The sequence below is a fragment of the Bradyrhizobium quebecense genome (assembly GCF_013373795.3).
GTDB lineage: Bacteria > Pseudomonadota > Alphaproteobacteria > Rhizobiales > Xanthobacteraceae > Bradyrhizobium > Bradyrhizobium quebecense.
This window is the reverse complement of the sequence record NZ_CP088022.1, coordinates 1,381,540-1,402,093: the sequence shown is the minus strand read 5'-3', so window position 1 is coordinate 1,402,093 and position 20,554 is coordinate 1,381,540. Positions and strand designations below refer to the sequence as shown.

At 62.1% G+C, this 20,554-nt stretch carries 17 protein-coding genes and 1 pseudogene; 11 read left to right on the top strand and 7 right to left on the bottom strand.

The genetic code is table 11. The annotated features are described in order from the left end of the window. Nucleotides 1-182: 182 nt before the first annotated feature. A complete protein-coding gene (locus tag HU230_RS06515; protein ID WP_176532411.1) occupies nucleotides 183-2,312 on the bottom strand; it encodes an acetate--CoA ligase family protein in 2,130 nt (709 codons plus the stop codon). Nucleotides 2,313-2,529: 217 nt separating this feature from the next. On the opposite strand from HU230_RS06515, the gene HU230_RS06510 reads away from it, so the two are divergent. From HU230_RS06510 to frc, 3 genes are all read left to right on the top strand, one after another. Further along, nucleotides 2,530-3,225, top strand: a complete 696-nt coding sequence (locus HU230_RS06510) for a GntR family transcriptional regulator (RefSeq protein WP_050387017.1) — start codon at nucleotides 2,530-2,532, stop codon at nucleotides 3,223-3,225. Nucleotides 3,226-3,312: 87 nt separating this feature from the next. Next, a complete protein-coding gene (oxc, locus tag HU230_RS06505; RefSeq protein WP_176532412.1) occupies nucleotides 3,313-5,046 on the top strand; it encodes an oxalyl-CoA decarboxylase in 1,734 nt (577 codons plus the stop codon). 61 nt (nucleotides 5,047-5,107) lie between these two features. Beyond that, nucleotides 5,108-6,385 (top strand): formyl-CoA transferase, encoded by a 1,278-nt coding sequence (gene frc, locus HU230_RS06500; protein ID WP_176532413.1) that lies wholly within the window; start codon nucleotides 5,108-5,110, stop codon nucleotides 6,383-6,385. Nucleotides 6,386-6,601: 216 nt separating this feature from the next. Here frc and HU230_RS06495 read toward each other — a convergent pair whose 3' ends face one another. The 4 genes from HU230_RS06495 to HU230_RS06480 form a co-directional block, all read right to left on the bottom strand. Beyond that, the gene (locus HU230_RS06495) at nucleotides 6,602-9,205 is read right to left on the bottom strand and encodes an MASE1 domain-containing protein (RefSeq protein ID WP_176532414.1); all 2,604 of its coding nucleotides are present in this window, start codon (nucleotides 9,203-9,205) and stop codon (nucleotides 6,602-6,604) included. Nucleotides 9,206-9,495: 290 nt separating this feature from the next. After that, complete coding sequence (locus HU230_RS06490) at nucleotides 9,496-10,101, bottom strand: lipocalin-like domain-containing protein (RefSeq protein WP_176532415.1); 606 nt, start codon at nucleotides 10,099-10,101, stop codon at nucleotides 9,496-9,498. A 179-nt stretch (nucleotides 10,102-10,280) separates the two neighbouring features. After that, the gene (locus tag HU230_RS06485; RefSeq protein ID WP_176535116.1) at nucleotides 10,281-10,520 is read right to left on the bottom strand and encodes a helix-turn-helix domain-containing protein; all 240 of its coding nucleotides are present in this window, start codon (nucleotides 10,518-10,520) and stop codon (nucleotides 10,281-10,283) included. 11 nt (nucleotides 10,521-10,531) lie between these two features. Next, nucleotides 10,532-11,089, bottom strand: coding sequence for a DUF2975 domain-containing protein (locus HU230_RS06480; RefSeq protein ID WP_176532416.1), 558 nt, complete (start codon nucleotides 11,087-11,089; stop codon nucleotides 10,532-10,534). A gap of 134 nt (nucleotides 11,090-11,223) precedes the next feature. Between HU230_RS06480 and HU230_RS06475 the strand changes: the two genes are divergently transcribed. From HU230_RS06475 to HU230_RS06445, 7 genes are all read left to right on the top strand, one after another. Continuing rightward, nucleotides 11,224-11,730: a DUF2147 domain-containing protein gene (locus tag HU230_RS06475; protein ID WP_176532417.1), complete on the top strand. Its 507-nt coding sequence runs from the start codon at nucleotides 11,224-11,226 to the stop codon at nucleotides 11,728-11,730. Nucleotides 11,731-12,093: 363 nt separating this feature from the next. Continuing rightward, complete coding sequence (locus HU230_RS06470; RefSeq protein WP_173641877.1) at nucleotides 12,094-12,231, top strand: hypothetical protein; 138 nt, start codon at nucleotides 12,094-12,096, stop codon at nucleotides 12,229-12,231. 258 nt (nucleotides 12,232-12,489) lie between these two features. Further along, nucleotides 12,490-13,785, top strand: coding sequence for an oxalate/formate MFS antiporter (gene oxlT / locus HU230_RS06465; RefSeq protein WP_176532418.1), 1,296 nt, complete (start codon nucleotides 12,490-12,492; stop codon nucleotides 13,783-13,785). Between the two features lie 238 nt (nucleotides 13,786-14,023). Then, on the top strand, nucleotides 14,024-15,343 hold the full coding sequence (gene oxlT, locus HU230_RS06460) for an oxalate/formate MFS antiporter (protein ID WP_176532419.1): 1,320 nt from the start codon (nucleotides 14,024-14,026) through the stop codon (nucleotides 15,341-15,343). 282 nt (nucleotides 15,344-15,625) lie between these two features. After that, complete coding sequence (locus HU230_RS06455) at nucleotides 15,626-16,060, top strand: CBS domain-containing protein (protein ID WP_173641874.1); 435 nt, start codon at nucleotides 15,626-15,628, stop codon at nucleotides 16,058-16,060. 241 nt (nucleotides 16,061-16,301) lie between these two features. Next, on the top strand, nucleotides 16,302-17,297 hold the full coding sequence (locus tag HU230_RS06450; RefSeq protein WP_176532420.1) for an NAD(P)H-dependent flavin oxidoreductase: 996 nt from the start codon (nucleotides 16,302-16,304) through the stop codon (nucleotides 17,295-17,297). 197 nt (nucleotides 17,298-17,494) lie between these two features. Beyond that, nucleotides 17,495-18,463 carry a zinc-binding dehydrogenase gene (locus HU230_RS06445; RefSeq protein ID WP_176532421.1) on the top strand — a complete coding sequence of 323 codons (969 nt, stop codon included), beginning with the start codon at nucleotides 17,495-17,497 and terminating at the stop codon, nucleotides 18,461-18,463. A gap of 136 nt (nucleotides 18,464-18,599) precedes the next feature. On the opposite strand, the gene HU230_RS06440 is transcribed toward HU230_RS06445, so the two are convergent. After that, a complete protein-coding gene (locus HU230_RS06440; RefSeq protein ID WP_176532422.1) occupies nucleotides 18,600-19,094 on the bottom strand; it encodes an RlpA-like double-psi beta-barrel domain-containing protein in 495 nt (164 codons plus the stop codon). A 244-nt stretch (nucleotides 19,095-19,338) separates the two neighbouring features. Here HU230_RS06440 and HU230_RS06435 point away from each other — a divergent pair. Further along, nucleotides 19,339-19,532, top strand: a pseudogene (locus HU230_RS06435) (quinone oxidoreductase); the annotation flags it as partial. Between the two features lie 113 nt (nucleotides 19,533-19,645). Here the strand turns inward: HU230_RS06435 and HU230_RS06430 are convergent. Beyond that, on the bottom strand, nucleotides 19,646-20,512 hold the full coding sequence (locus HU230_RS06430; protein ID WP_176532423.1) for a DMT family transporter: 867 nt from the start codon (nucleotides 20,510-20,512) through the stop codon (nucleotides 19,646-19,648). Between the last annotated feature and the right edge of the window lie 42 nt (nucleotides 20,513-20,554).

The window sequence follows — 20,554 nt, the reverse complement described above, 5'->3', positions numbered from 1 at the left end:
AAAGGGATGGCGCGCGGAACCGGCGCAAGGCGGAGCAGGAAAGCCCGGGCTGATTCCGAACGATCGGGCTGATGCCGCCCTTCCCCCTCCATCACCGGCAAAGGCCCAGATGGGAGCGCCCCAATAAAAAGCCGCCCCGGACAATGTCCGAGGCGGCCTCTGGTGTTCGGCAGATCAGACGATCAGAGCAGTCCCGCGCCGCGGGCCCATTTGTACTTGGCGCCCAGCACCTCGACCGGCAGCTCGGTCGAATAGGCGTAGGCCGGAATGCCGTTCTGGTAGAGATACTCGGCGGCTTCCTCGACCTCGACGTCGCCGGCGAGCGAGGCGACGATCGGCTTCACGAAGCCCTTGGCCTCCATCTCCTTCTTCACTTCGACCATGTTGCGCGCGAACACCATCGGCGGCGTCACGATGGTGTGCCAGTAGCCGAGGATCAGCGCGTGGATGCGCTCGTCGGAGAGACCGAGCTTCACGGTGTTGACGTAGGTGATCGGCGGCTCGCCGCCGGTGATATCCACAGGATTTCCAGCCGCGCCGAACGGCGGGATGAACTTGCGGAACGCCGCATCGAGATCCGGCGGCATCTGCATCAGCGACAGGCCGTTGTCGACGACAGAGTCGGAGAGCAGCACGCCGGAGCCGCCGGCGCCGGTGATGATCAGGACGTTCTCGCCCTTCGGCGTCGGCAGCACCGGCACGCCGCGGGCGAACTCGAGCAGCTGCCGGAGCGAGCGCGCGCGGATCACGCCGGACTGCTTGAACACGTCCTCGTAGATCTTGTCGTTGCCGGCGAGCGCGCCGGTGTGCGACGACGCCGCTTTCGCGCCGGCCGAAGTGCGGCCGGCCTTCAGCACGACCACCGGCTTCTTCTTGGAGACGCGTTTGGCGGCCTCGGCGAAGGCACGGCCGTCCTTCAGGTCCTCGCAGTGCTGTGCGATCAAATTGGTGTTGGGATCCTGCTCGAAGAAGGCGAGCAGATCGTCCTCGTCGATGTCGGACTTGTTGCCGAGGCCGACGATCGCCGACACGCCCATCTTGGCCGAGCGCGAGAAGCCGATGATCGCCATGCCGATGCCGCCCGACTGCGACGACAGCGCCGCGTGGCCCTTGACGTCATAGGCGGTGCAGAATGTGGCGCAGAGGTTGGCCGGGGTATAGTAGAAGCCGTAGATGTTCGGCCCCATCAGGCGGATGTTGTATTTCTTGCCGACCTCGACGATCTCGGCCTGCAATTCGGGCGCGCCGGCTTCGGCAAAGCCCGAGGGAATCAGCACCGCGCCGGGGATTTTCTTCTCGCCGCATTCGACGAGCGCGCCGGCGACGAATTTCGCCGGGATCGCAAACACCGCCGTGTCGATCACGCCGGGCACGTCCTTGACGCTCTTGTAGGCCTTGTAGCCGAGGATCTCCTCGGCCTTCGGGTGGATCGGATAGATCTCGCCCTTGTAGCCGCCGTTGATGAGGTTCTTCATCACGGAGTTGCCGATCTTGCCGTCCTCGGCGGAGGCGCCGATCACCGCAACGCCCTTCGGCTGCATGATGCGGCTCATTGCGGCGACGATTTCCTCGGTCGGGCGCGGGGCTGGACGCGGCTTGTAGTCGAAGTCGACGACGATTCGGACGTCGGCGGCGATCGCGTTCTTGCTGGTCGCGAACACCGGATTGAGGTCGAGCTCGACGATCTCGGGGAAATCGCTGACCAGCTGCGACACCTTGACGATGACATCGGCGAGCGCCTCGCGGTTGACCGGCTCGCCGCCGCGGACGCCCTTCAGCATCTCATGCGCCTGGATGCCGTCGAGCATCGACAGCGCATCGTCCTTGGTCGCGGGCGCGAGGCGGAAGGTGATGTCCTTGAGGATTTCGACCAGCACGCCGCCGAGGCCGAAGGCGACCAGCTTGCCGAACGAACCATCGGTGATCGAACCGACGATCACCTCGGTGCCGCCGCCCAGCATCTGCTGGACCTGGATGCCCTCGATCTTGGCATCGGCCTTGTACTTCTTGGCGTTGGCCAGAATCGTCTCGTAGCTCTTCTCGGCGTCCGCGGCGCTCTTGACGCCGACCACGACGCCGCCGGCCTCGGTCTTGTGGAGGATGTCGGGCGAGACGATCTTCATCACCACCGGGAAGCCCATGTCGGTGGCGATCCGGGCGGCCTCGGCGGCCGACTTGGCGACGCCTTCCTTCGGCACCGGAATGCCGTAGGCGTCGCAGACCACCTTGCCTTCGGGCGCGGTGAGGCTCGTGCGCTTGTCGGCCCTGACCGCATCGAGAATTTTGCGGACCGCATCCTTCGAATTTGACATTGGCTTCCTCCTGGGACAGATTTCGTGGCATTTGGTATGCCAAAAACGTAATTGTCAAGGTCGGTCGACGTGCAAAAATACCGAAAAATATGGGCAGCTTGACATTATGGTATTTGGCATGCCAAAAATCTAAGGTACTTTCTTCTGCTAAGAAGACGTCTCCAAGAGGAGGAGACGAGTCGTGCCAGAACCGAAACAGACCAAGGCGTCACCCACCATGGCTGACACAGATATCGCCATCGTCCGGATCGCGCCGGAGACGAGCTTCAAGAACAAGGCCTATGAGGCCTTGAAAGAAGCGATTCTGAAGATGGACATCTACGCGACGCCGGAGCCGGTGATGCTCGACGAGCGCGCATTGTCCGAGCGTCTCGGCGTCAGCCGCACGCCGATCCGCGAAGCGATCGCGATGCTCGAGCAGGACGGATTCGTAAAGACCGTGCCGCGCCGCGGCATCGTCGTGGTCCGCCGCACCAAGGCGGAGATCGTCGACATGATCCGCGCCTGGGCAGCGCTGGAGAGCATGGCGGCGCGCCTGATCACGACCACCGCGCGCAAGAAGGACATCTCGGCGCTGCGCGACTTCTTCAAGGACTTCAGCGACGACCGCCTGCCGCAGGATCACGTCGAGGAATATTCCAAGGCCAACATCGCCTTCCACCAGGCGCTGATCTCGCTGTCGGAATCACCTGTCCTGGTCGATCTCACCAATGACCTGCTGCTGCATGTGCGCGGCTATCGCCAGCTCACGATCGGCCGCAAGGACCGCACCGCGACCTCGCTGCCCGAGCATCTCGGGATCATCGAGGCACTGGAAGCGCGCGACACCGAGCTCGCCGAAAAGCGTGCCCGCGATCACACGCTCGGCCTCGCCGCCTATGTCGAGGCGCACGGCCAAGAATTATTCACGTAGAACCGATCACGTAAGTTTGAGAGTCCACACCCGCTTCAGACGACGATCAGATCGTCCGAACAAAGAACGATCAGGGAGACGATGCCGATGCTGAATACCGCTACGAAGTCCGAGGCACCGGGCACCGAGCAAGAATTGACCGATGGCTTCCACCTCGTCATCGATGCGCTCAAGCTCAACAGCATCGACACCGTCTATGGCGTGCCGGGTATCCCGATCACGGACCTGGGCCGCATGGCCCAGGCGGCGGGCATTCGCGTGCTCTCGTTCCGCCATGAGCAGAATGCCGGCTATGCGGCCTCGATCGCCGGCTTCCTGACCAAGCGTCCCGGCGTCTGCCTCACGGTGTCGGCGCCCGGCTTCCTCAACGGCCTCACGGCGCTGGCCCACGCCACCACCAACTGCTTCCCTATGATCCTGATCTCGGGCTCGTCCGAGCGCGAGATCGTCGATTTGCAGCAGGGCGACTATGAGGAGATGGACCAGCTCGCGATCGCCAAGCCGCTGTGCAAGGCGGCGTTCCGCGTGTTGCACGCCCAGGACATCGGCATCGGCCTTGCCCGCGCGATCCGCGCCGCGGTGTCGGGCCGTCCGGGCGGCGTCTATCTCGACCTGCCCGCAAAGCTGTTTGGCCAGGTCATGGACGCGGCGGCCGGCGAGAAGTCGCTGGTCAAGGTGATCGATGCTGCGCCGGCGCAGCTCCCTGCCCCGTCGGCGGTCAAGCGTGCACTCGACGTGCTGAAGAACGCAAAGCGCCCGCTGATCATCCTCGGCAAGGGCGCGGCCTACGCGCAGGCCGACGAGGCGATCAAGAATTTCGTCGAGAAGAGCGGCGTACCGTTCCTGCCGATGAGCATGGCCAAGGGCCTGCTGCCCGATCTGCATCCGCAATGCGCGGGTGCGGCGCGCTCGACCGTGCTGAAGGAAGCCGACGTCGTCATGCTGATCGGCGCCCGCCTCAACTGGCTGCTCTCGCACGGCAAGGGCAAGACCTGGGGTGAAGCTCCGAAGAAGTTCATCCAGGTCGACATCGAGCCGAAGGAAATGGATTCCAACGTCGAGATCGTCGCCCCCTTGGTCGGCGATATCGGCTCCTGCGTGTCCGCCTTGCTCGACGCCATGGGCGCCAACTGGTCGGCCGCACCGGGCGACTGGCTCGCCACCGTGGCGAAGAAGCGCGACGACAACGTCGCCAAGATGGCGCCGAAGCTGATGAACAACGCCTCGCCGATGGATTATCACGGCGCGCTCGGCGCGCTGCGCACGATCATCGCGGAACGTCCGGACACCATCTTCGTCAACGAAGGCGCCAACACGCTCGACCTCGCCCGCGGCGTCGTCGACATGCACAAGCCGCGCAAGCGGCTCGACGTCGGCACCTGGGGCGTGATGGGCATCGGCATGGGCTATTCGATCGCGGCCGCGGTCGAGACCGGCCTGCCCGTGCTCGCGGTCGAAGGCGACAGCGCGTTCGGCTTCTCCGGCATGGAGGTCGAGACCATCTGCCGCTACAAGCTGCCGATCTGCGTCGTGATCTTCAACAATGACGGCATTTATCGCGGCACCGACGTCAACAGCGAGGGCGAGGATCCGGCAACCACCGTGTTCGTCAAGGGCTCGCGCTACGACAAGATGATGGAAGCCTTCGGCGGCGTCGGCGTCAACGCCACCTCGCCCGACGAGCTGAAGCGCGCGGTCAATGCGGCGCTGGATTCCGGCAAGCCGACCTTGATCAACGCCGTCATCGACCCGGCGGCGGGCTCGGAGAGCGGCCGCATCGGCAACCTCAATCCGCAAAGCGCACTGAACAAGAAGAAGTAACCCCCCTAACCCCAATCACTCCCTGCGGGTGCAGGGGCAGACAGAGTACGGAGCAATAGATATGACCAAGGCGCTCAAGGGCGTTCGCATTCTCGATTTCACCCACGTCCAGTCGGGTCCGACCTGCACGCAATTGCTGGCCTGGTTCGGCGCCGACGTGATCAAGGTCGAGCGTCCCGGCGTCGGCGATATTACGCGCGGCCAGCTGCAGGACATCCCGAACGTGGACAGCCTGTATTTCACCATGCTGAACCACAACAAGCGCTCGATCACGCTCGACACCAAGAACCCGAAGGGCAAGGAAGTGCTGACCGCGCTGATCAAGCAGTGCGACGTGCTGGTCGAGAATTTCGGCCCCGGCGTGCTCGATCGCATGGGCTTCCCCTGGGAGAAGATCCAGAGCATCAACCCGAAGATGATCGTCGCCTCGATCAAGGGTTTCGGCCCCGGCCCGTATGAGGATTGCAAGGTCTACGAGAACGTCGCGCAGTGCACCGGCGGCGCCGCTTCGACCACCGGGTTCCGCGACGGCTTGCCGCTCGTCACCGGCGCGCAGATCGGCGACAGCGGCACCGGGTTGCACCTCGCGCTCGGTATCGTCACCGCGCTCTATCACCGCACCCACTCCGGCAAGGGCCAGCGCGTCACCGCGGCGATGCAGGACGGCGTGCTCAACCTCGCCCGCGTCAAACTGCGCGACCAGCAGCGCCTCGCCCACGGCCCGCTCAAGGAATACAGCCAGTACGGCGAAGGCATCCCGTTCGGCGACGCGGTGCCGCGCGCCGGCAACGATTCCGGCGGCGGCCAGCCCGGCCGCATCCTGAAGTGCAAGGGCTGGGAGACCGATCCCAACGCTTACCTCTACTTCATCACCCAGGCGCCGGTCTGGGAGAAGATCTGCGACGTGATCGGCGAGCCGACCTGGAAGACCGATCCGAACTACGCCAAGCCGCCGGCCCGCCTGTCGCGCCTGAACGAGATTTTCGCGCGCATCGAAAAGTGGACGATGACGAAGACCAAGTTCGAGGCCATGGAGATCCTGAACAGGGACGACATCCCCTGCGGCCCGATCCTGTCGATGAAGGAGATCATCGAGGACCAGTCGCTGCGTGCGACCGGCACGGTAGTCGAGGTCGACCACCCGACCCGCGGCAAGTACATCTCGGTCGGCAACCCGATCAAGCTGTCGGATTCGCCGAGCGAAGTCGCCCGCTCGCCGCTGCTCGGCGAGCACACCGACGAGATCCTGCGCGAGGTGCTCGGCTTCAGCGATCACCAGGTCGCCGAGATCCACGACTCCGGCGCGCTCGATCCGCCGCGCAAGCAGGCGGCCGAATAACGGCCTGCGCTCAATCAAAACGACAAATGGCCGCGGACAACCGCGGCCATTTTTGTTCCGGCTGCTCGTCTGACCTCCGCATCAATGGCGGACATTGATGAGCTCGAGCCACATGTCTGCCCAGGGCGAGATGCGGATAACCCATTCAGCTTTTGCGACAATAGCCTGTTCGATCACTGCAGTACCGCCGAGCAATGCCCGCAATGGTGCGACCGGTCAACTCCTGCGCACCGCGTCGGCGGTGCTTGACGCCAAGGGTGCGCCGGATGATCGTGTCGATCTCGGAGGCGCAAGATCCTGGATAAAATCTCTCAGTGCCTCGGTATCGAACGGCTTGCGGAGTATTCTTAGACTTGGCGGAGCTGCTTTTGCGGCATCGCTGTAACCGGTTGTAAGGGCTATGGGCAAACCGGGGTATCGCGACCGAACTTCTCTCGCGAGCCCGACGCCATCGATGGTCCCTGGCATGACGATATCGCTGAAGACGAGATCGATCTTTGTACCCGTATCGAGCAACTTCAATGCCGCTTCGGCCGAGTCTCGGTAGATGGTTTCATAACCCAGATGCTCGAACAGCGAGGATGTCACATCCGCCACTTCGGGGCTGTCGTCGACAACGAGAACCGTCTGCCGCGGCGGCTGGCTTGGCCTTGCCCGGGCAGCGGCGAGCTCTTTGCTGGTGATCTGCTCGTCCGCACAGGACGGCAGATAGATTGTAATCGTTGTTCCCTGTCCGACCTTGCTGTCTGCCGTCACGGTTCCGCCCGCCTGGTGCGCAAAACCATAAACCTGGGACAAACCGAGCCCGGTCCCCTTGCCGACCTCCTTGGTCGTGAAAAACGGATCGAACATCTTGGACAGCAGATTTGGCGGAATACCGGTGCCCGTATCGCCAAGTGTGATCGCAAAGAAGGCCTTCCCACGGCGATCGCCGCCGGTTTCCTGATTGGCGGTGACCGCGTGGACGGACAACGTGAATGTGCCGCCGCTTGTCATTGCATCTCGCGCATTGACGGCGATGTTGACGATCGCAAGTTCAAGTTCGGCGAGGTCAACCTTTACCGGCGCAACACCGTCGCCAACATTCTCGTTGTACACGATGTTCCCGCGCAGCGAGCTCTCAATCATGGTCCGCATGTTCTTGATGGACGCATTCAGATCAACGACCGTCGGGCTGAGATGCTGGTGACGAGAGAACGTCAACAATTGGCGCGTGAGACTCTCGCCGCGTTTGGCCGCGGTTTGAATGGCTTCGATGGCCTTTGGCAGTTTTGGATCAAGCAGGCGTTGAAATATCTGGGCACTTCCTCCGATGATCATCAATAGATTGTTGAAGTCGTGTGCGATCCCGCCAGTCAGCTTGCCGATTGCCTCCATCTTCTGAGACATCGCGAGCTGTTCGCGCGCCTGGACCAGCTTCTCCTCCGCGTCGCGCCGCTCCGTCGCGTCGCGCAGGATACTGATAAAGCCGATCAGATTTCCTGCGTCGTCACGGCTCGAAGAGACTGAGCCCGTGATGAAAAACGGCGTACCATTCTTTCTGATACGCCAACCCTCTACGTCGTACTTGCCGCCTTCGATTGCTGACTCCAGCGCGTGTGTCGGTGAACCCGCGCGGCGTTCATCCGGCCGATAGAATATCCCGAAGTGCTTGCCTATGATTTCTTCCGAGGTGTAGCCGATGATCTTTTGAGCAGTGCTATTCCAGCTCGTGACGTGCCCTTCCCGATCAAGCGCAAAAATTGCATAGTCGACAACGCCTTCGATGAGGGTCTGGAAGTGCCGTCTGATGCTGTCGAGTGCCAAACCTTTCCGTTCAAGTTGACTGTTCAGCTGGTCCTGGACGGAAAGCAAATGGGCTTCCCTGGCCTGGCGCGTCGCGCTTGCCGCGGCGAGGGCAAGAGGAGGCGCCGACACGATGATCGAAAGCACGAACAAGGATAACAGCGCTCCGTTCGGATCGATTTTCGGAAATGGATCATTTCCCACCGAGAACCCCCACACGGCAGTTCCGATGAAAATCAAGGCGGCCGTCGCCACGGTGCATCGATCGCCGCGCAGGCCGGCCCAGATCAAGGGCAGCAGAACCAGAAAGCCCAGAAGGCTGCGATGTGGCAGCGACACGTCGAGCCCGTTGCTGACGAGATCGCTACCGATCAGCGGGCTGTAAGCAGCGAGCCCGATGATACCAGCGAGAGCAGCGACCGTGATCGATTCCAACAGAGCCCATTTGGAAGCAATGCGTAAGGGCATCGTCGCCCAGAGCACGATGACCGGAGCAATCACCAGGGCCTCAGCAGCGTCCGCAAGCCACCAGGTCAACCCGGCGACGACGGAATCGGAAAAGCTTGCTTCGTTGATGAGCGTGAAGCCGGCCAAGGCGATGGCTGAACTGATGATCGTGGTCGGCGCAAAGGAAATGATTGCAAACTTTGCGACACCGGACGGTGTGGCAAACGCCCGCCGACCGTTCGACCAGCGGCCGATCAGCCATGTCCCGGCACATGCGGCAAGGAGGCTGCCGATCCCGGCGGCGCCGATCTCCAGGAGCGATCGGTCGGCCATGAGGTAAGGTGAGAGAGCCCCTACCAGGATCGCGGGCCAGATCCGGTAGCCGCGCAGCAGGACCAGCGCGAGCGCAAGCCCGGTTGGTGGCCATAGCGGTGTCGCGGCTGGATTTATTGCGGGAAGCAATCGCGCGGATTCGGCAAGACCAGCGTAAATTGTGGCAACTATCAGGATTTCGACCGCGTAGGTCGCAACGCTCCGAGCGTCGCCAAACGCGAAAATCCTGGCCTTGGCGAACCTTGCCCTTTCCATCGCGAGCCTTTGCAGTGGGCATCTCAAGAATGCGGACGCAGTTTTGACCAAAACATGGCCACACGATCGTGAGTAGAGAGGCGCTAGCCAACTTCGGAACGAGGGGCCATCGGGCAGCACCATTGACCTAACAGCGATGGTACACTACGCGCGGCAGCATCCGGAATACGAATCGGTCCGATCCCGCCGCGTGTCGGTGAGATCATCAGCAATCATTTTCCCTGTTGGCGCAAGAACTCTCGCTGTCGCCCTGATGATCGCTTCGGGTTAAGAGCTGACGTGAGGTTCAATTACTCCGCTCGCTTCCAAATCACGTCGACTACGTCTCCAGCCGGAGGACGAACGGTCAGCGTCAGTCGGTCTCCCGCAATCGCAACGAAGCGCTTCTGATCAGTGCCATTCCAGTTTGGAAAGGAACTGCCTTCGACGTTGATTGCGATGCTGCTATCTGCCTCGTTTATTGAATACGTTCCGAAGTAGGTTATCGTGCCGTCGGCCGTTTCTTTGTTTTCCTCAGGGGTGCCTTGCCACAAGGCATTGCTCGCGTATTTGGCTCGATCTGGTCGCATCACCGTGATGATGTACCGGCCACCCGCATCAAAGAAGGCGATGCCCCTCGGGCTGGTCCCATAACGCTCGACCTTGGTGCCGTCGCCTTTCTTCTGCTCCCACGAAAGCAGCGTCCAAGTGCCCACCAATTGCTCTTTGAACGATGTCTGGCCCAGCGCGTCGAATGTCATCGTGAACGATCCAAAAGCCGCAATGGCGCATGCGGCAAGAGCCACTCGCAAATGCACTTTTCTCTCCCAAGAGAAGGATTGATAGGGTCGGTCGAGCACCGCAATCCCCGGATATTTTACCACGCTCGGTCGAAGCAAGTAAGACAAGGTCGGCATGTCCGTTGGGTCACAAGCGGACTTGAAGGCATCCGAGAAGCCAAATCCGCTTCGCCGCCGGGCATCGCACGCTGCCGGATTCGCCGAGCGAGGTCGCCCATTCGCCGCTGCTCGGCGAGCACAGATCAGCCGATTTTGGCGGCCGGTCCAACCTCGGTGCTCGCGCAATCAGCAAGCCATTAGCCCCCCTCGCCGCCTTCGGCCTCACCCTCATCGCCCGGCACATATTCCAGAATGTCCCCCGGGCGGCAGTCCAGTTCGCGGCAGATCGCCGACAGCGTCGAGAAGCGCATCGCCTTGGCCTTGCCGGTTTTCAGGATCGACAGGTTCTGGATCGAGATGCCGATCGCGTCCGCAAGATCTCCGAGGCGGCGCTTGCGCTTTGCGAGCATGACATCGAGGTTCACCACGATGGGCACGAGCATCACCCTCAGATCGTCAGATCGTTTTCGGACTGCAACAGGATGGCGTGCTCGAGCACGAACTTCAGCGCCATCAGGAACACACCGCCGGCGATGGTGCCGACATCGAGGTTGTAGTTCAGCAGCAGGAACCTGATGTCTCCGATCCGATACAGGACATAGATCACCGCGTTGGTCGTGATCGTATCGACGAACGGCCAGACCACCAGAAAGATCCCCATCCACCAGACGCCCTGCAGTGTCTCGGAGACAAAAATCCGGCCGTTCGCGAATCGGTTCACCATGCGATGAAGCATGCCGATCAGCACGGCGTAAAACGATACCCCAAGCGCAAACAGCGACCAGAACAGCAGCTGGCCCATGGTCGACATGGTGAGCGGGTTGGCGACGATGCTGGCGCACTTCGCCTGCTCGCCGCTCAAGCTTTCCGCAATCGTGACCGGAGCCGTCGTGGTGCGGTAATAGGCCAGCCACAGCACGACCGGCAGCGCGGCCCAGATCACCCAGAACGCCCGATCGAGCCGGCGAAACCAAAGCTGGCGCTGCTCGCGAACCGATTTCCTCATCACATCCATCCGATAATTTTTTTGCCCATACAGGCCGTTACGGCCGGCCGCATCATGCTGCGGTAATGTTGTTGACTCAACCTTAAACGTGATTTATTTCATGTTTATCATGAAATTTTTCATGAAGAAGGTGGATGATGACGTTACCCCCAGATATTGACGGCCTCCGCAGCGCCCTGAAACAGCTGATCCACGCGCACCTCACGCGCCGCCTGATCGTGGCAGCGTTCCACATTCCGCTGCTCGGCAGCGCCGCCGATGCCGCCAAAGCCGCCGACAAGGCCAACGATCCGGCCGGCGTCTGGCTCACCCAGTCCGGCGACGCTAGGATCAAGGTCCAGCGCTGCGGCAGCGCGCTGTGCGGCCGCGTCGTCTGGCTGAAGGAGCCGACCGACAAGGCCACCGGCAAGCCGCAACGCGACGACAAGAATGCCGATCCCGCGCAGCGGACCCGGCCGGTGATGGGCATTTCGCTCTTCATCAACATGCACCCCGCAGGCCCGAACAAATGGGCCGGCAGGATCTACAACGCCGATGACGGCAAGACCTATGAGAGCTCGGTGACGCTGGTGTCGTCGGGCACGCTGAACGTTCGCGGCTGCATGGGAACGCTGTGCGCCGGCGAAGACTGGACGCGGTGAAGGGATCTGGCCCCGACCCTTCATCGGCCAAGAAGAAAAGCAAACCCAGTCACTCAAGGCCGCCCCGTCAGGCGGCCTTCTTTATGACGGCAGCGACGACGTCGGTCGGCCACATTGAAATGCGGCGCACACGAGCGGCACGATTCCCGGGCTTGGTGAAGACCCGCGCTTACCTGGACTTGGCCGTGGTTTCAATGCGCTCCCCCCTTCAATCTGGGATGCCAACCCACCAGTCTTGTTGCATTGCACAATCCGCCATGCTGCTATGCAAACAAGCCCGTTGTCTCTGGCATCTGGTATACATAATTTGGCTGCAGATGATGAGCCGGCCCGTTGCTGGCCCTCCAGCCAAAGGGGACACCAATGTCCAAGACCACTGCCCTCACGCTCGCGCCCTCCTCCACGCTGTTCGGCCGCCTGATGGCCTCGATCGACCGCCTGCTGATGAAGAGCGCGGAGATCTCCAACCGCAATGGCGACCTGCCGCACTTCGGCCTCTGAAGCTAGATGATTCCGCGCGCGCGGCACCAAGACCGTTTCGTCGCAAGATGCGACCTGATATTGAACCTTCGACCAATGGCCCCGATTTTCGGGGCCATTTTTTTGCGCGCTGAATTACTCTCATTGCGGTAACCGCCCGAGTTCTCTGCGGCATAAGCGCACGCAACCTCCGCGACAGCTTGAACCTTGGCATATCAAATACCAATATGACCCAGCCGCGCCACAAGCAGAATGACAAAGCGCGCACTGGGAGGATCAATGTCGGACATGGTTCAGGCAACTGCGGCGCCCGCGGCCGCGCGTGTCAGCGATACCTATCGCTGGACGCAACTTGCGATCGGCGTCGCCGCGATGGTGATGATCGCAAACTATCAATACGGGTGGACGTTCTTCGTCCCCGACATCCAGAAGAAGTTCGGATGGGATCGTGCATCGATCCAGTGGGCCTTCACGCTATTCGTGCTGTTCGAGACCTGGCTGGTGCCGGTCGAGGGCTGGTTCGTCGATAAATACGGTCCGCGCCTCGTCGTGCTGATCGGCGGCATCCTCTGCGCGATCGGGTGGGCGATCAACGCGCAGGCGACCTCGCTGAACGGCTACTATCTCGGCATGATCATCGCCGGCATCGGCGCCGGCGGCGTCTACGGCACCTGCGTCGGCAATGCGCTGAAATGGTTTCCCGACAAGCGCGGCCTTGCGGCGGGCATCACCGCAGCCGGCTTCGGCGCGGGCTCCGCACTCACGGTCGCGCCGATCCAGGCGATGATCAAGGACTCCGGCTTCCAGACCACCTTCCTCTATTTCGGTCTCGGCCAGGGCATCATCATCGTACTGCTCGCCTTCTTCCTGCTCTCGCCGAAGGCCGGTCAGGTGCCGGCCGTCGTGGCGAACGCCAACATCATCCAGACCCGGCGCAACTATCAGCCGACCGAAGTGCTGCGGCAGCCGATCTTCTGGCTGATGTACTTCATGTTCGTGATCGTCGGCGCCGGCGGCCTGATGGTGACGGCGAACCTGAAGCCGATCGCGGTCGACTGGAAGGTCGACAGCGTGCCGGTCACGCTGATGGCGGTGACGATGACGGCCGTGACCTTCGCGGCCACCATCGACCGCGTCCTCAACGGTCTGACGCGTCCGTTCTTCGGCTGGATCTCCGACATGATCGGCCGCGAGAACACGATGTTCATCGCCTTCGGCATGGAAGGCTTCGGCATCTGGATGCTCTACCTCTGGGGCCACGACCCGGTCTGGTTCGTGCTGCTCTCGGGCTTCGTGTTCTTTGCCTGGGGCGAGATCTATTCGCTGTTCCCCTCGACCTGCACCGACACGTTCGGCGCCAAGTTCGCGACCACGAATGCGGGCCTGCTCTACACCGCGAAAGGCACCGCCGCGCTGTTGGTGCCGATCGCCAACTACATGCAGCAGTCGTCGGGCCATTGGGACAACGTGTTCATCATCGCAGCCGGCGCCAACATCCTTGCCTCTCTGCTCGCGATCGCCGTGCTCAAGCCGTGGCGGAAAATCGTGGTCGCGAAATCGGCGGCGATGGCTTAAGCAACGCGCCAATCTTCCGCTGACGAGAGCGCCCGGCCAACGCCGGGCGTTTCATTTTCGGCGTTCACGAGCAGTCCGAATGGGCGCGTCGTATGCCAGTTTTGCTGCAATGCAGCAGAAAGATGGGCTTGCTTTCTGGAATATAGTATACCAATCTCCCGTTAAGCGCTTGCGACGATACGCCACAAGAATTGCGACACTGGGTCACAACAAGACCAGGCGCGCTCGGGAGGATTTGATGGTTTCCAGCAATGCTGCCGCAACACAAGCACAACCTTCGTCCAGTGGCTTCCGCTGGCTGCAGCTCGTCATGGGCATCGTCTGCATGGCGATGATCGCGAACCTGCAATATGGCTGGACGCTGTTCGTCGATCCGATCGACGGCGCGCATCACTGGGGCCGCGCGGCGATCCAGTTCGCCTTCACGATCTTCGTGGTGACCGAGACCTGGCTGGTGCCGGTCGAAGCCTGGTTCGTCGACAAATACGGCCCGCGGATCGTCATCATGTTCGGCGGCGTCATGATCACGCTGTCCTGGGTGCTGAACTCCTACGCGGATTCACTCACTTTGCTCTACGCCGCGGCGGTCATCGGCGGCATCGGCGCCGGCTCGGTGTACGGCACCTGCGTCGGCAATGCGCTGAAATGGTTTCCCGATCGCCGCGGCCTCGCCGCCGGCGCAACCGCCGCGGGCTTCGGCGCTGGCGCGGCGCTCACCGTGGTGCCGATTGCCAACATGATCGCCTCGAGCGGCTATCAGACCGCGTTCTTCGATTTCGGCATCGGGCAAGGCCTGATCGTGTTCCTGCTCGCCTTCTTCATCCAGAAGCCTGCGGTCACGATCCCGCCGAAGAAAAAGCAGCTCAACCTGCCGCAGACCAAGATCGACTTCACGCCGCCGCAGGTGCTGCGCAGCCCGATCTTCTGGGTGATGTATCTGGTGTTCGTGATGGTCGCCTCCGGCGGCCTGATGGCGGCAGCGCAGATCGCGCCGATCGCGCACGACTACAAGATCGCCACTACGCCGGTCTCGCTCGCCGGCTTCCAGATGGCCGCGCTGACCTTTGCGATCTCGCTCGACCGCATCTTCGACGGGTTCGGACGGCCGTTCTTCGGCTGGGTCTCCGACAATATCGGCCGCGAGCACACCATGTTCATCGCGTTCGGCACCGGCGCGCTGATGCTGCTGACCCTATCGACCTGGGGCCACAACCCGCTGGTGTTCGTGCTGGCGACCGCGGTCTATTTCGGCGTGTTCGGCGAGATCTACTCGTTGTTCCCCGCGACCTCCGGCGACACCTTCGGCTCGAAGTTCGCGACCACCAACAACGGCATGCTCTACACCGCGAAGGGCACCGCCGCGCTCTTGGTGCCGGCCGCCAGCATCGTTGCCGCCAGCTATGGCTGGCAGGCGGTGTTCGTGATCGCGGTCGCGCTCAACGCCACCGCGGCGCTGATGGCGCTGTTCGTGATCAAGCCGATGCGCCGCGCCTTCATCAACGGGAACGAGGCTGCCGCGGCCGCTGCCGAGACCACGACGAATGCCAAGACGGCCTGAAATGTCGGCTTGAAATGCCGGCCTGATTTCGGGACTTCCTGGTGAACTGATAGAGGCGCACTTCGGTGCGCCTCTTTCGTTTGGGGAGCACAGGGATGCCAGATACCAGATACGCCAAGCACGGCAGATGGCCAACCCGCTCACACCAGGTCACAATCGTCTGAAACGTCAGCGACTCTGCCTATTTCGGCGGTTTCCTGGTGGTAGATTTCCCTAACGGCCGCGTTGACAATTGGTATTTTGTATACCAGAATCCGATCAACGATAACCAAGGAGGTTGCCATGCAAGTCGGAGATATCCTGCGCAAGAAGACCCCTCGCGTTGCCACGGTTCGCATGAACGAGACGGTCGCGATCGCCGCGCAATTGATGCGGGCCAGCAATATCAGCGCGCTCGTGGTCAAGGATGTCGTTCGCACCGAGGGCAACACCGCCGTCGGCATGTTCACCGAGCGCGACGTGGTGCGCGCGATTGCCGAGCACGGTGCGGCCGGCGCCAGCATGAAGGTCTCGCAGTTCGTCTCGGTACAGCAGCTGGTGTCGTGCACCTCGAGCGATACGCTCGAGCACATCCGTCATCTCATGACCAAGCACCACATTCGCCACGTGCCCGTGATCGACAATTACAGCCTGATCGGCGTCATCAGCATGCGCGACATCGCGGCCGCGTTCGACGAGGAAACTTCGGCGTCGAAGAAGGACGCGGTGCCGGCGTAACAAGCATCTCGCTTGTCATTGCTCTCGGCCAGGCGCTGCGTGCCGATCACCGGCGCCTGGAGCAAACAACCAAAGACTTCGCCCTCGCCTGACTGCCGCGCCCCGTCATTTCCGCATGGGCGCGCCGCAGGTCGCCGGTAGACATTTGCCGGACAGGACTGCATCCTTCCCTCGACATCCAAAAACAACACCGTGCGCGGCCGTCCGCGTCGCGGAAAATTCTGATGGAAACGAGGGCAGAATGATCAAGACACGCTTCACCGAAATGTTCGGCGTCGACCACCCGATCGTGCAGGGCGGCATGCAATGGGTCGGGCGCGCGGAGCTGGTTGCCGCCGTCGCCAATGCCGGCGCGCTCGGCATGATCACGGCGCTGACGCAGCCGACGCCGGACGATCTTCGCAAGGAAATCGCGCGCTGCCGCGAGCTGACCGACAAGCCGTTCGGCGTGAACCTGACCATCCTGCCCGCGATCAAGCCGCCGCCTTATGCCGAATACCGCCAGGTCATCATCGAGAGCGGCATCAAGATCGTCGAGACCGCCGGCAACAAGCCGCAGGAACATGTCGACGAGTTCAAGAGGCACGGCATCAAGGTGCTGCACAAATGCACCAGCGTGCGCCACGCGCTGTCCGCCGAGCGGATGGGCGCCGACGCGATCTCGATCGACGGCTTTGAATGCGCCGGACACCCGGGCGAGGACGACACCCCCGGCCTAATTTTGATTCCGGCCGCTGCCGACAAGGTGAAGATCCCGATGATCGCCTCGGGCGGCTTCGGCGATGCCCGCGGCCTCGTCGCAGCGCTGGCGCTCGGCGCCGAAGGCATCAACATGGGCACGCGTTTCATGTGCACCAAGGAAAGCCCGATCCATCAGCTGGTGAAGGAACGCATCGTCGCCAACGACGAGCGCGAGACCGAGCTGATCTTCCGCACCATGCGCAACACCTCGCGCGTCGCCAGGAATGCGATCTCGACCAAGGTCGTGCAGATGGAGAAGGAAGGCGCCAAGTTCGAGGACGTCCGCGAGCTGGTCGCCGGCGCCCGCGGCAAGATGGTCTACGCCACCGGCGATGCCGACGAAGGCATCTGGTCGGCCGGCCAGGTGCAGGGCCTGATCCACGACATTCCGTCCTGCGCCGAACTGATCTCGCGCATCGTGAGCGAGGCGGAAGCGATCATCCGCGAACGTCTGGAAGCGATGATGTCCGGCGGCAAGCGCCTGGCTGCGGAATAGGCCCGACTGGCGCACAAAATGTTATCCGTCACCCTGAGGAGCGCGAAGCGCGTCTCGAAGGGTCGACGGCCCGACTGGGGCCGTGCATCCTTCGAGGCTCGCAAGCGCTCGCACCTCCAGCGACAAAGGCGAAGCCTTTGCGCGGGGATGACGGAACACATACCCTTGCGTTCAACGACCCAAACGAGAAGAAGCCCATGAAAGCCTATGTGTACGGAGCCAACGGCCCTGAAATCACTGACGTTGCGAAGCCCACGCCGAAGGGCACGCAGGTGCTGGTCAAGGTTCACGCCTGCGGGCTGAACCGCGCCGATCTCGGCATGACCAAGGGCCACGCCCACGGCGCGGCCGGCGGCGTCGGCACCGTGCTCGGCATGGAATGGGCCGGCGAGGTTGCCGAGCTCGGCCCCGATGCCAAGGGTGTCAAGGTCGGCGACAAGATCATGGGCTCGGGCGGCGCGGCGTTCGCCGAGTACACGCTCGCCGATCACGGCAGGCTGTTCCGCAGCCCATCGAACATGAACTTCGACGAGGCCGCCACCCTGCCCGTCGCGCTCGCTACCATGCACAATGCCGTCGTCACCAACGGCGCGCTGCAGGCGGGCCAGACCGTGCTGATCCAGGGGGCAAGTTCCGGCGTCGGCCTGATGGCGATGCAGATCGCAAAGCTGAAGGGCGCGAAGCTCGTGGTGGGATCCTCGACCGATGCGATGCGCCGTGGGCGCTTAAAGGAATTCGGCGCCGATCTCGCGGTGGATTCCAAGGATCCCGGCTGGGTCGATCAGGTGTTGCAGGCGACCAATGGCGAAGGCGTCGATCTGATCGTCGATCAGATCTCGGGACCCGTCGCGAACCAGAACCTCAAGGCGACCAAGGTCAAGGGCCGCATCGTCAATGTCGGCCGGCTCGGCGGCACCCATGGCGATTTCAACTTCGACCTGCACGCGGCGCGCCGCATCCAGTACATCGGCGTCACCTTCCGCACCCGCTCGATCGAGGAGATCCGCGAGATCTTTAACGAAGTGCGCAAGGACATCTGGCCCGCGGTCGAGGCGCGCAAGCTGCAGCTGCCGATCGACCAGGTCTACAAATTCGCCGACATCGGCAAGGCATTCGAACACATGGAAGCCAACAAGCACCTCGGCAAGATCGTGGTGACGCTGTAGCCGTGCACGCCGCTCCGTAGAATTGGTAGAGCGGAGTGCGGTGGACCACCTCTCCTTTCGTCATTCCGGGCTCGCGAAGCGAGAGCCCAGAATCCATTCCACCACTTGTTTCGCGGCTCAATGGATTCCGGGCTGTTCAGCCGACCGGTCCGGGAATCCAATAATCTCCCGCAAGCGGGCTGACCTTTACGCCACCAATGACTCCGAGCTCCAGGCTTGGATCGAAATAGCGCATCGTCCGCTCATTGAGGTCAATGATGCGGCCAGGCCGTAGTGGCCCCACGTCATTTATCTTCACGATGACCTTCTTGCCTACAGCCTCGACGAGGGCATATTTCGGCCTCGCGCCAAATTGGACCCCACCAAACTTCCGACGCAAACTCGTTTTGATGGCAGCCGCCCAGACCGAGCGATCATAGCGCTCGCCGGAGGCAGTGCTCGGACCGCCCTCCTCCTTGCCGGGCTTGAACGGATTGTACATGGATGCCGCGCCAACGATCGCATCCTCACACGCGGCGTTGACGACGGCGCTTGAATGAACCGCACCGTTTTCACTTCGAGCAGCGGTGCCAGAAATGGCGAGCGCAACCAGCGCGCCGCAAATCGCGGCGCTCGAGCCAAACAGCATCATAACTCCTTGATTGATTTTTTTCGATCGTCCGGTTCCCGATGCCGCAAAACATCGTCAAACGAACGCGGAGGCGTTAACGCGTGCCAATTCTTTGCGGATTCGCGCCAGTTCCGGCGACGGAACCATTATGAGAACCGGGGCGGTCCTCACACCGTGTCTTCAGTTTCGTACCCGTCTAAGACAGAGAATGCGTCAGCAAAATGACTGAGTGGAGCGGTCTTCGACAGCGCGTGAAGAGCATCTCGGCGGCACCTTCCGCACCCGCTCGATCGAGGAGGTCAGAGAAATCGTCGACGAGGTGCGCAAGGACATCTGGCCCGCGGTCGAGGCGCGCAAGCTGCAGCTGTCGAGCGACCATGCCTACAAATTCGCCGATATCGGCAAGGTGTTCGAACACATGCCAACAAGCACCTCGGCAAGATCGTGGTGACGCTGTAGCGGCGAGGCGTAGGGCGAATTAGCGAAACGTCATCCGCCGTTCTTTCTTCGGATGCAACGGCGGATTGCGCCGGAGCCCGTCATCGGGCCGTGCTTCGCGCGGACCCGGTCGGCTAATCTGCCCTACGCAGTTGCGCCGGTCTTACCTGTGTAATGGCGACGCCGGAGATTGCGAGCAGCCCGCCGACAATCAATTTCGGGGTCACGCGCTCGCCAAGGAACATCACGCTCGAGATCAGGGCGAACACCGGAAGCAGCAGACCGAACGGGGCGACGCGGCCCATCGAGCAACGCCCGATCAGCCAGAACCACAGGCCAAACCCGACGATGCCTCCGATGAAGATCGTGTAGGCGAGCGCCAGCCAGCCACGTCCATCAGCCGTGACAAGGCTGGCCGCTTGTCCATATTCGAGCAGCAACGACATCAACATCACCTGCGGCACCGTGAGCAGCGACGACCATCCCATCAGCATCAGGGGATCAAACGGGCCGTAGCGTTTCGTCAGGACGTTGGACACCGCGAACGCGAAGGCTGCCCCGACCACAAGCAGCAGCGGAAGCGCGTTTGCGGACAGCCCCGGCCCCGCTGCCAACACCACCACGCCAGCGAATGCAAGCACCACTCCGGCTGACGTGACGAGAGACGGCCTCTCCGCGAGCAGCGGCCAGGCCAGCAGGACGGTGAAAGGCGGCGCGAGTTGATATGCGACAGCCGATATGCTTCCCGAGCCGAGCCCAAGACCAACATAGAACAGCCCGAAGTTCAGTCCACCTAGGAAGATCGAAATAGCTGCGATAGGGCCGAACTGTTGACGCGTGGGTTTTTTGACGAACGGAACAAGCAGCAGCGCGATCGCCAGGAAGCGCAGTGCGAGGAAGAACAGCGGCGGAAACTCCGTGACGCCCACCTTGATGGCCACGAACTGAAAACCCCAGAGCAGGGGAACGGCCACTGCGCAGACGATCTGGATGGCAGTCATGGCATCATTCCTTTCAAGACCGATCAGTCTAGATATGGGCGC

What these genes read in the sequence shown, in the direction of transcription:
- frc (WP_176532413.1), top strand. Translation starts at nt 5,108, where the DNA reads ATGACCAAGGCGCTCAAGGGCGTTCGCATTCTCGATTTCACCCACGTC.
- HU230_RS06450 (WP_176532420.1), top strand. Translation starts at nt 16,302, where the DNA reads ATGATCAAGACACGCTTCACCGAAATGTTCGGCGTCGACCACCCGATC.
- HU230_RS06475 (WP_176532417.1), top strand. Translation starts at nt 11,224, where the DNA reads ATGATGACGTTACCCCCAGATATTGACGGCCTCCGCAGCGCCCTGAAA.
- oxc (WP_176532412.1), top strand. Translation starts at nt 3,313, where the DNA reads ATGCTGAATACCGCTACGAAGTCCGAGGCACCGGGCACCGAGCAAGAA.
- HU230_RS06490 (WP_176532415.1), bottom strand. Translation starts at nt 10,101, where the DNA reads ATGCCGACCTTGTCTTACTTGCTTCGACCGAGCGTGGTAAAATATCCG.
- HU230_RS06470 (WP_173641877.1), top strand. Translation starts at nt 12,094, where the DNA reads ATGTCCAAGACCACTGCCCTCACGCTCGCGCCCTCCTCCACGCTGTTC.
- oxlT (WP_176532418.1), top strand. Translation starts at nt 12,490, where the DNA reads ATGTCGGACATGGTTCAGGCAACTGCGGCGCCCGCGGCCGCGCGTGTC.
- HU230_RS06495 (WP_176532414.1), bottom strand. Translation starts at nt 9,205, where the DNA reads ATGGAAAGGGCAAGGTTCGCCAAGGCCAGGATTTTCGCGTTTGGCGAC.
- HU230_RS06480 (WP_176532416.1), bottom strand. Translation starts at nt 11,089, where the DNA reads ATGAGGAAATCGGTTCGCGAGCAGCGCCAGCTTTGGTTTCGCCGGCTC.
- HU230_RS06455 (WP_173641874.1), top strand. Translation starts at nt 15,626, where the DNA reads ATGCAAGTCGGAGATATCCTGCGCAAGAAGACCCCTCGCGTTGCCACG.
- HU230_RS06515 (WP_176532411.1), bottom strand. Translation starts at nt 2,312, where the DNA reads ATGTCAAATTCGAAGGATGCGGTCCGCAAAATTCTCGATGCGGTCAGG.
- HU230_RS06440 (WP_176532422.1), bottom strand. Translation starts at nt 19,094, where the DNA reads ATGATGCTGTTTGGCTCGAGCGCCGCGATTTGCGGCGCGCTGGTTGCG.
- HU230_RS06445 (WP_176532421.1), top strand. Translation starts at nt 17,495, where the DNA reads ATGAAAGCCTATGTGTACGGAGCCAACGGCCCTGAAATCACTGACGTT.
- oxlT (WP_176532419.1), top strand. Translation starts at nt 14,024, where the DNA reads ATGGTTTCCAGCAATGCTGCCGCAACACAAGCACAACCTTCGTCCAGT.
- HU230_RS06430 (WP_176532423.1), bottom strand. Translation starts at nt 20,512, where the DNA reads ATGACTGCCATCCAGATCGTCTGCGCAGTGGCCGTTCCCCTGCTCTGG.
- HU230_RS06510 (WP_050387017.1), top strand. Translation starts at nt 2,530, where the DNA reads ATGGCTGACACAGATATCGCCATCGTCCGGATCGCGCCGGAGACGAGC.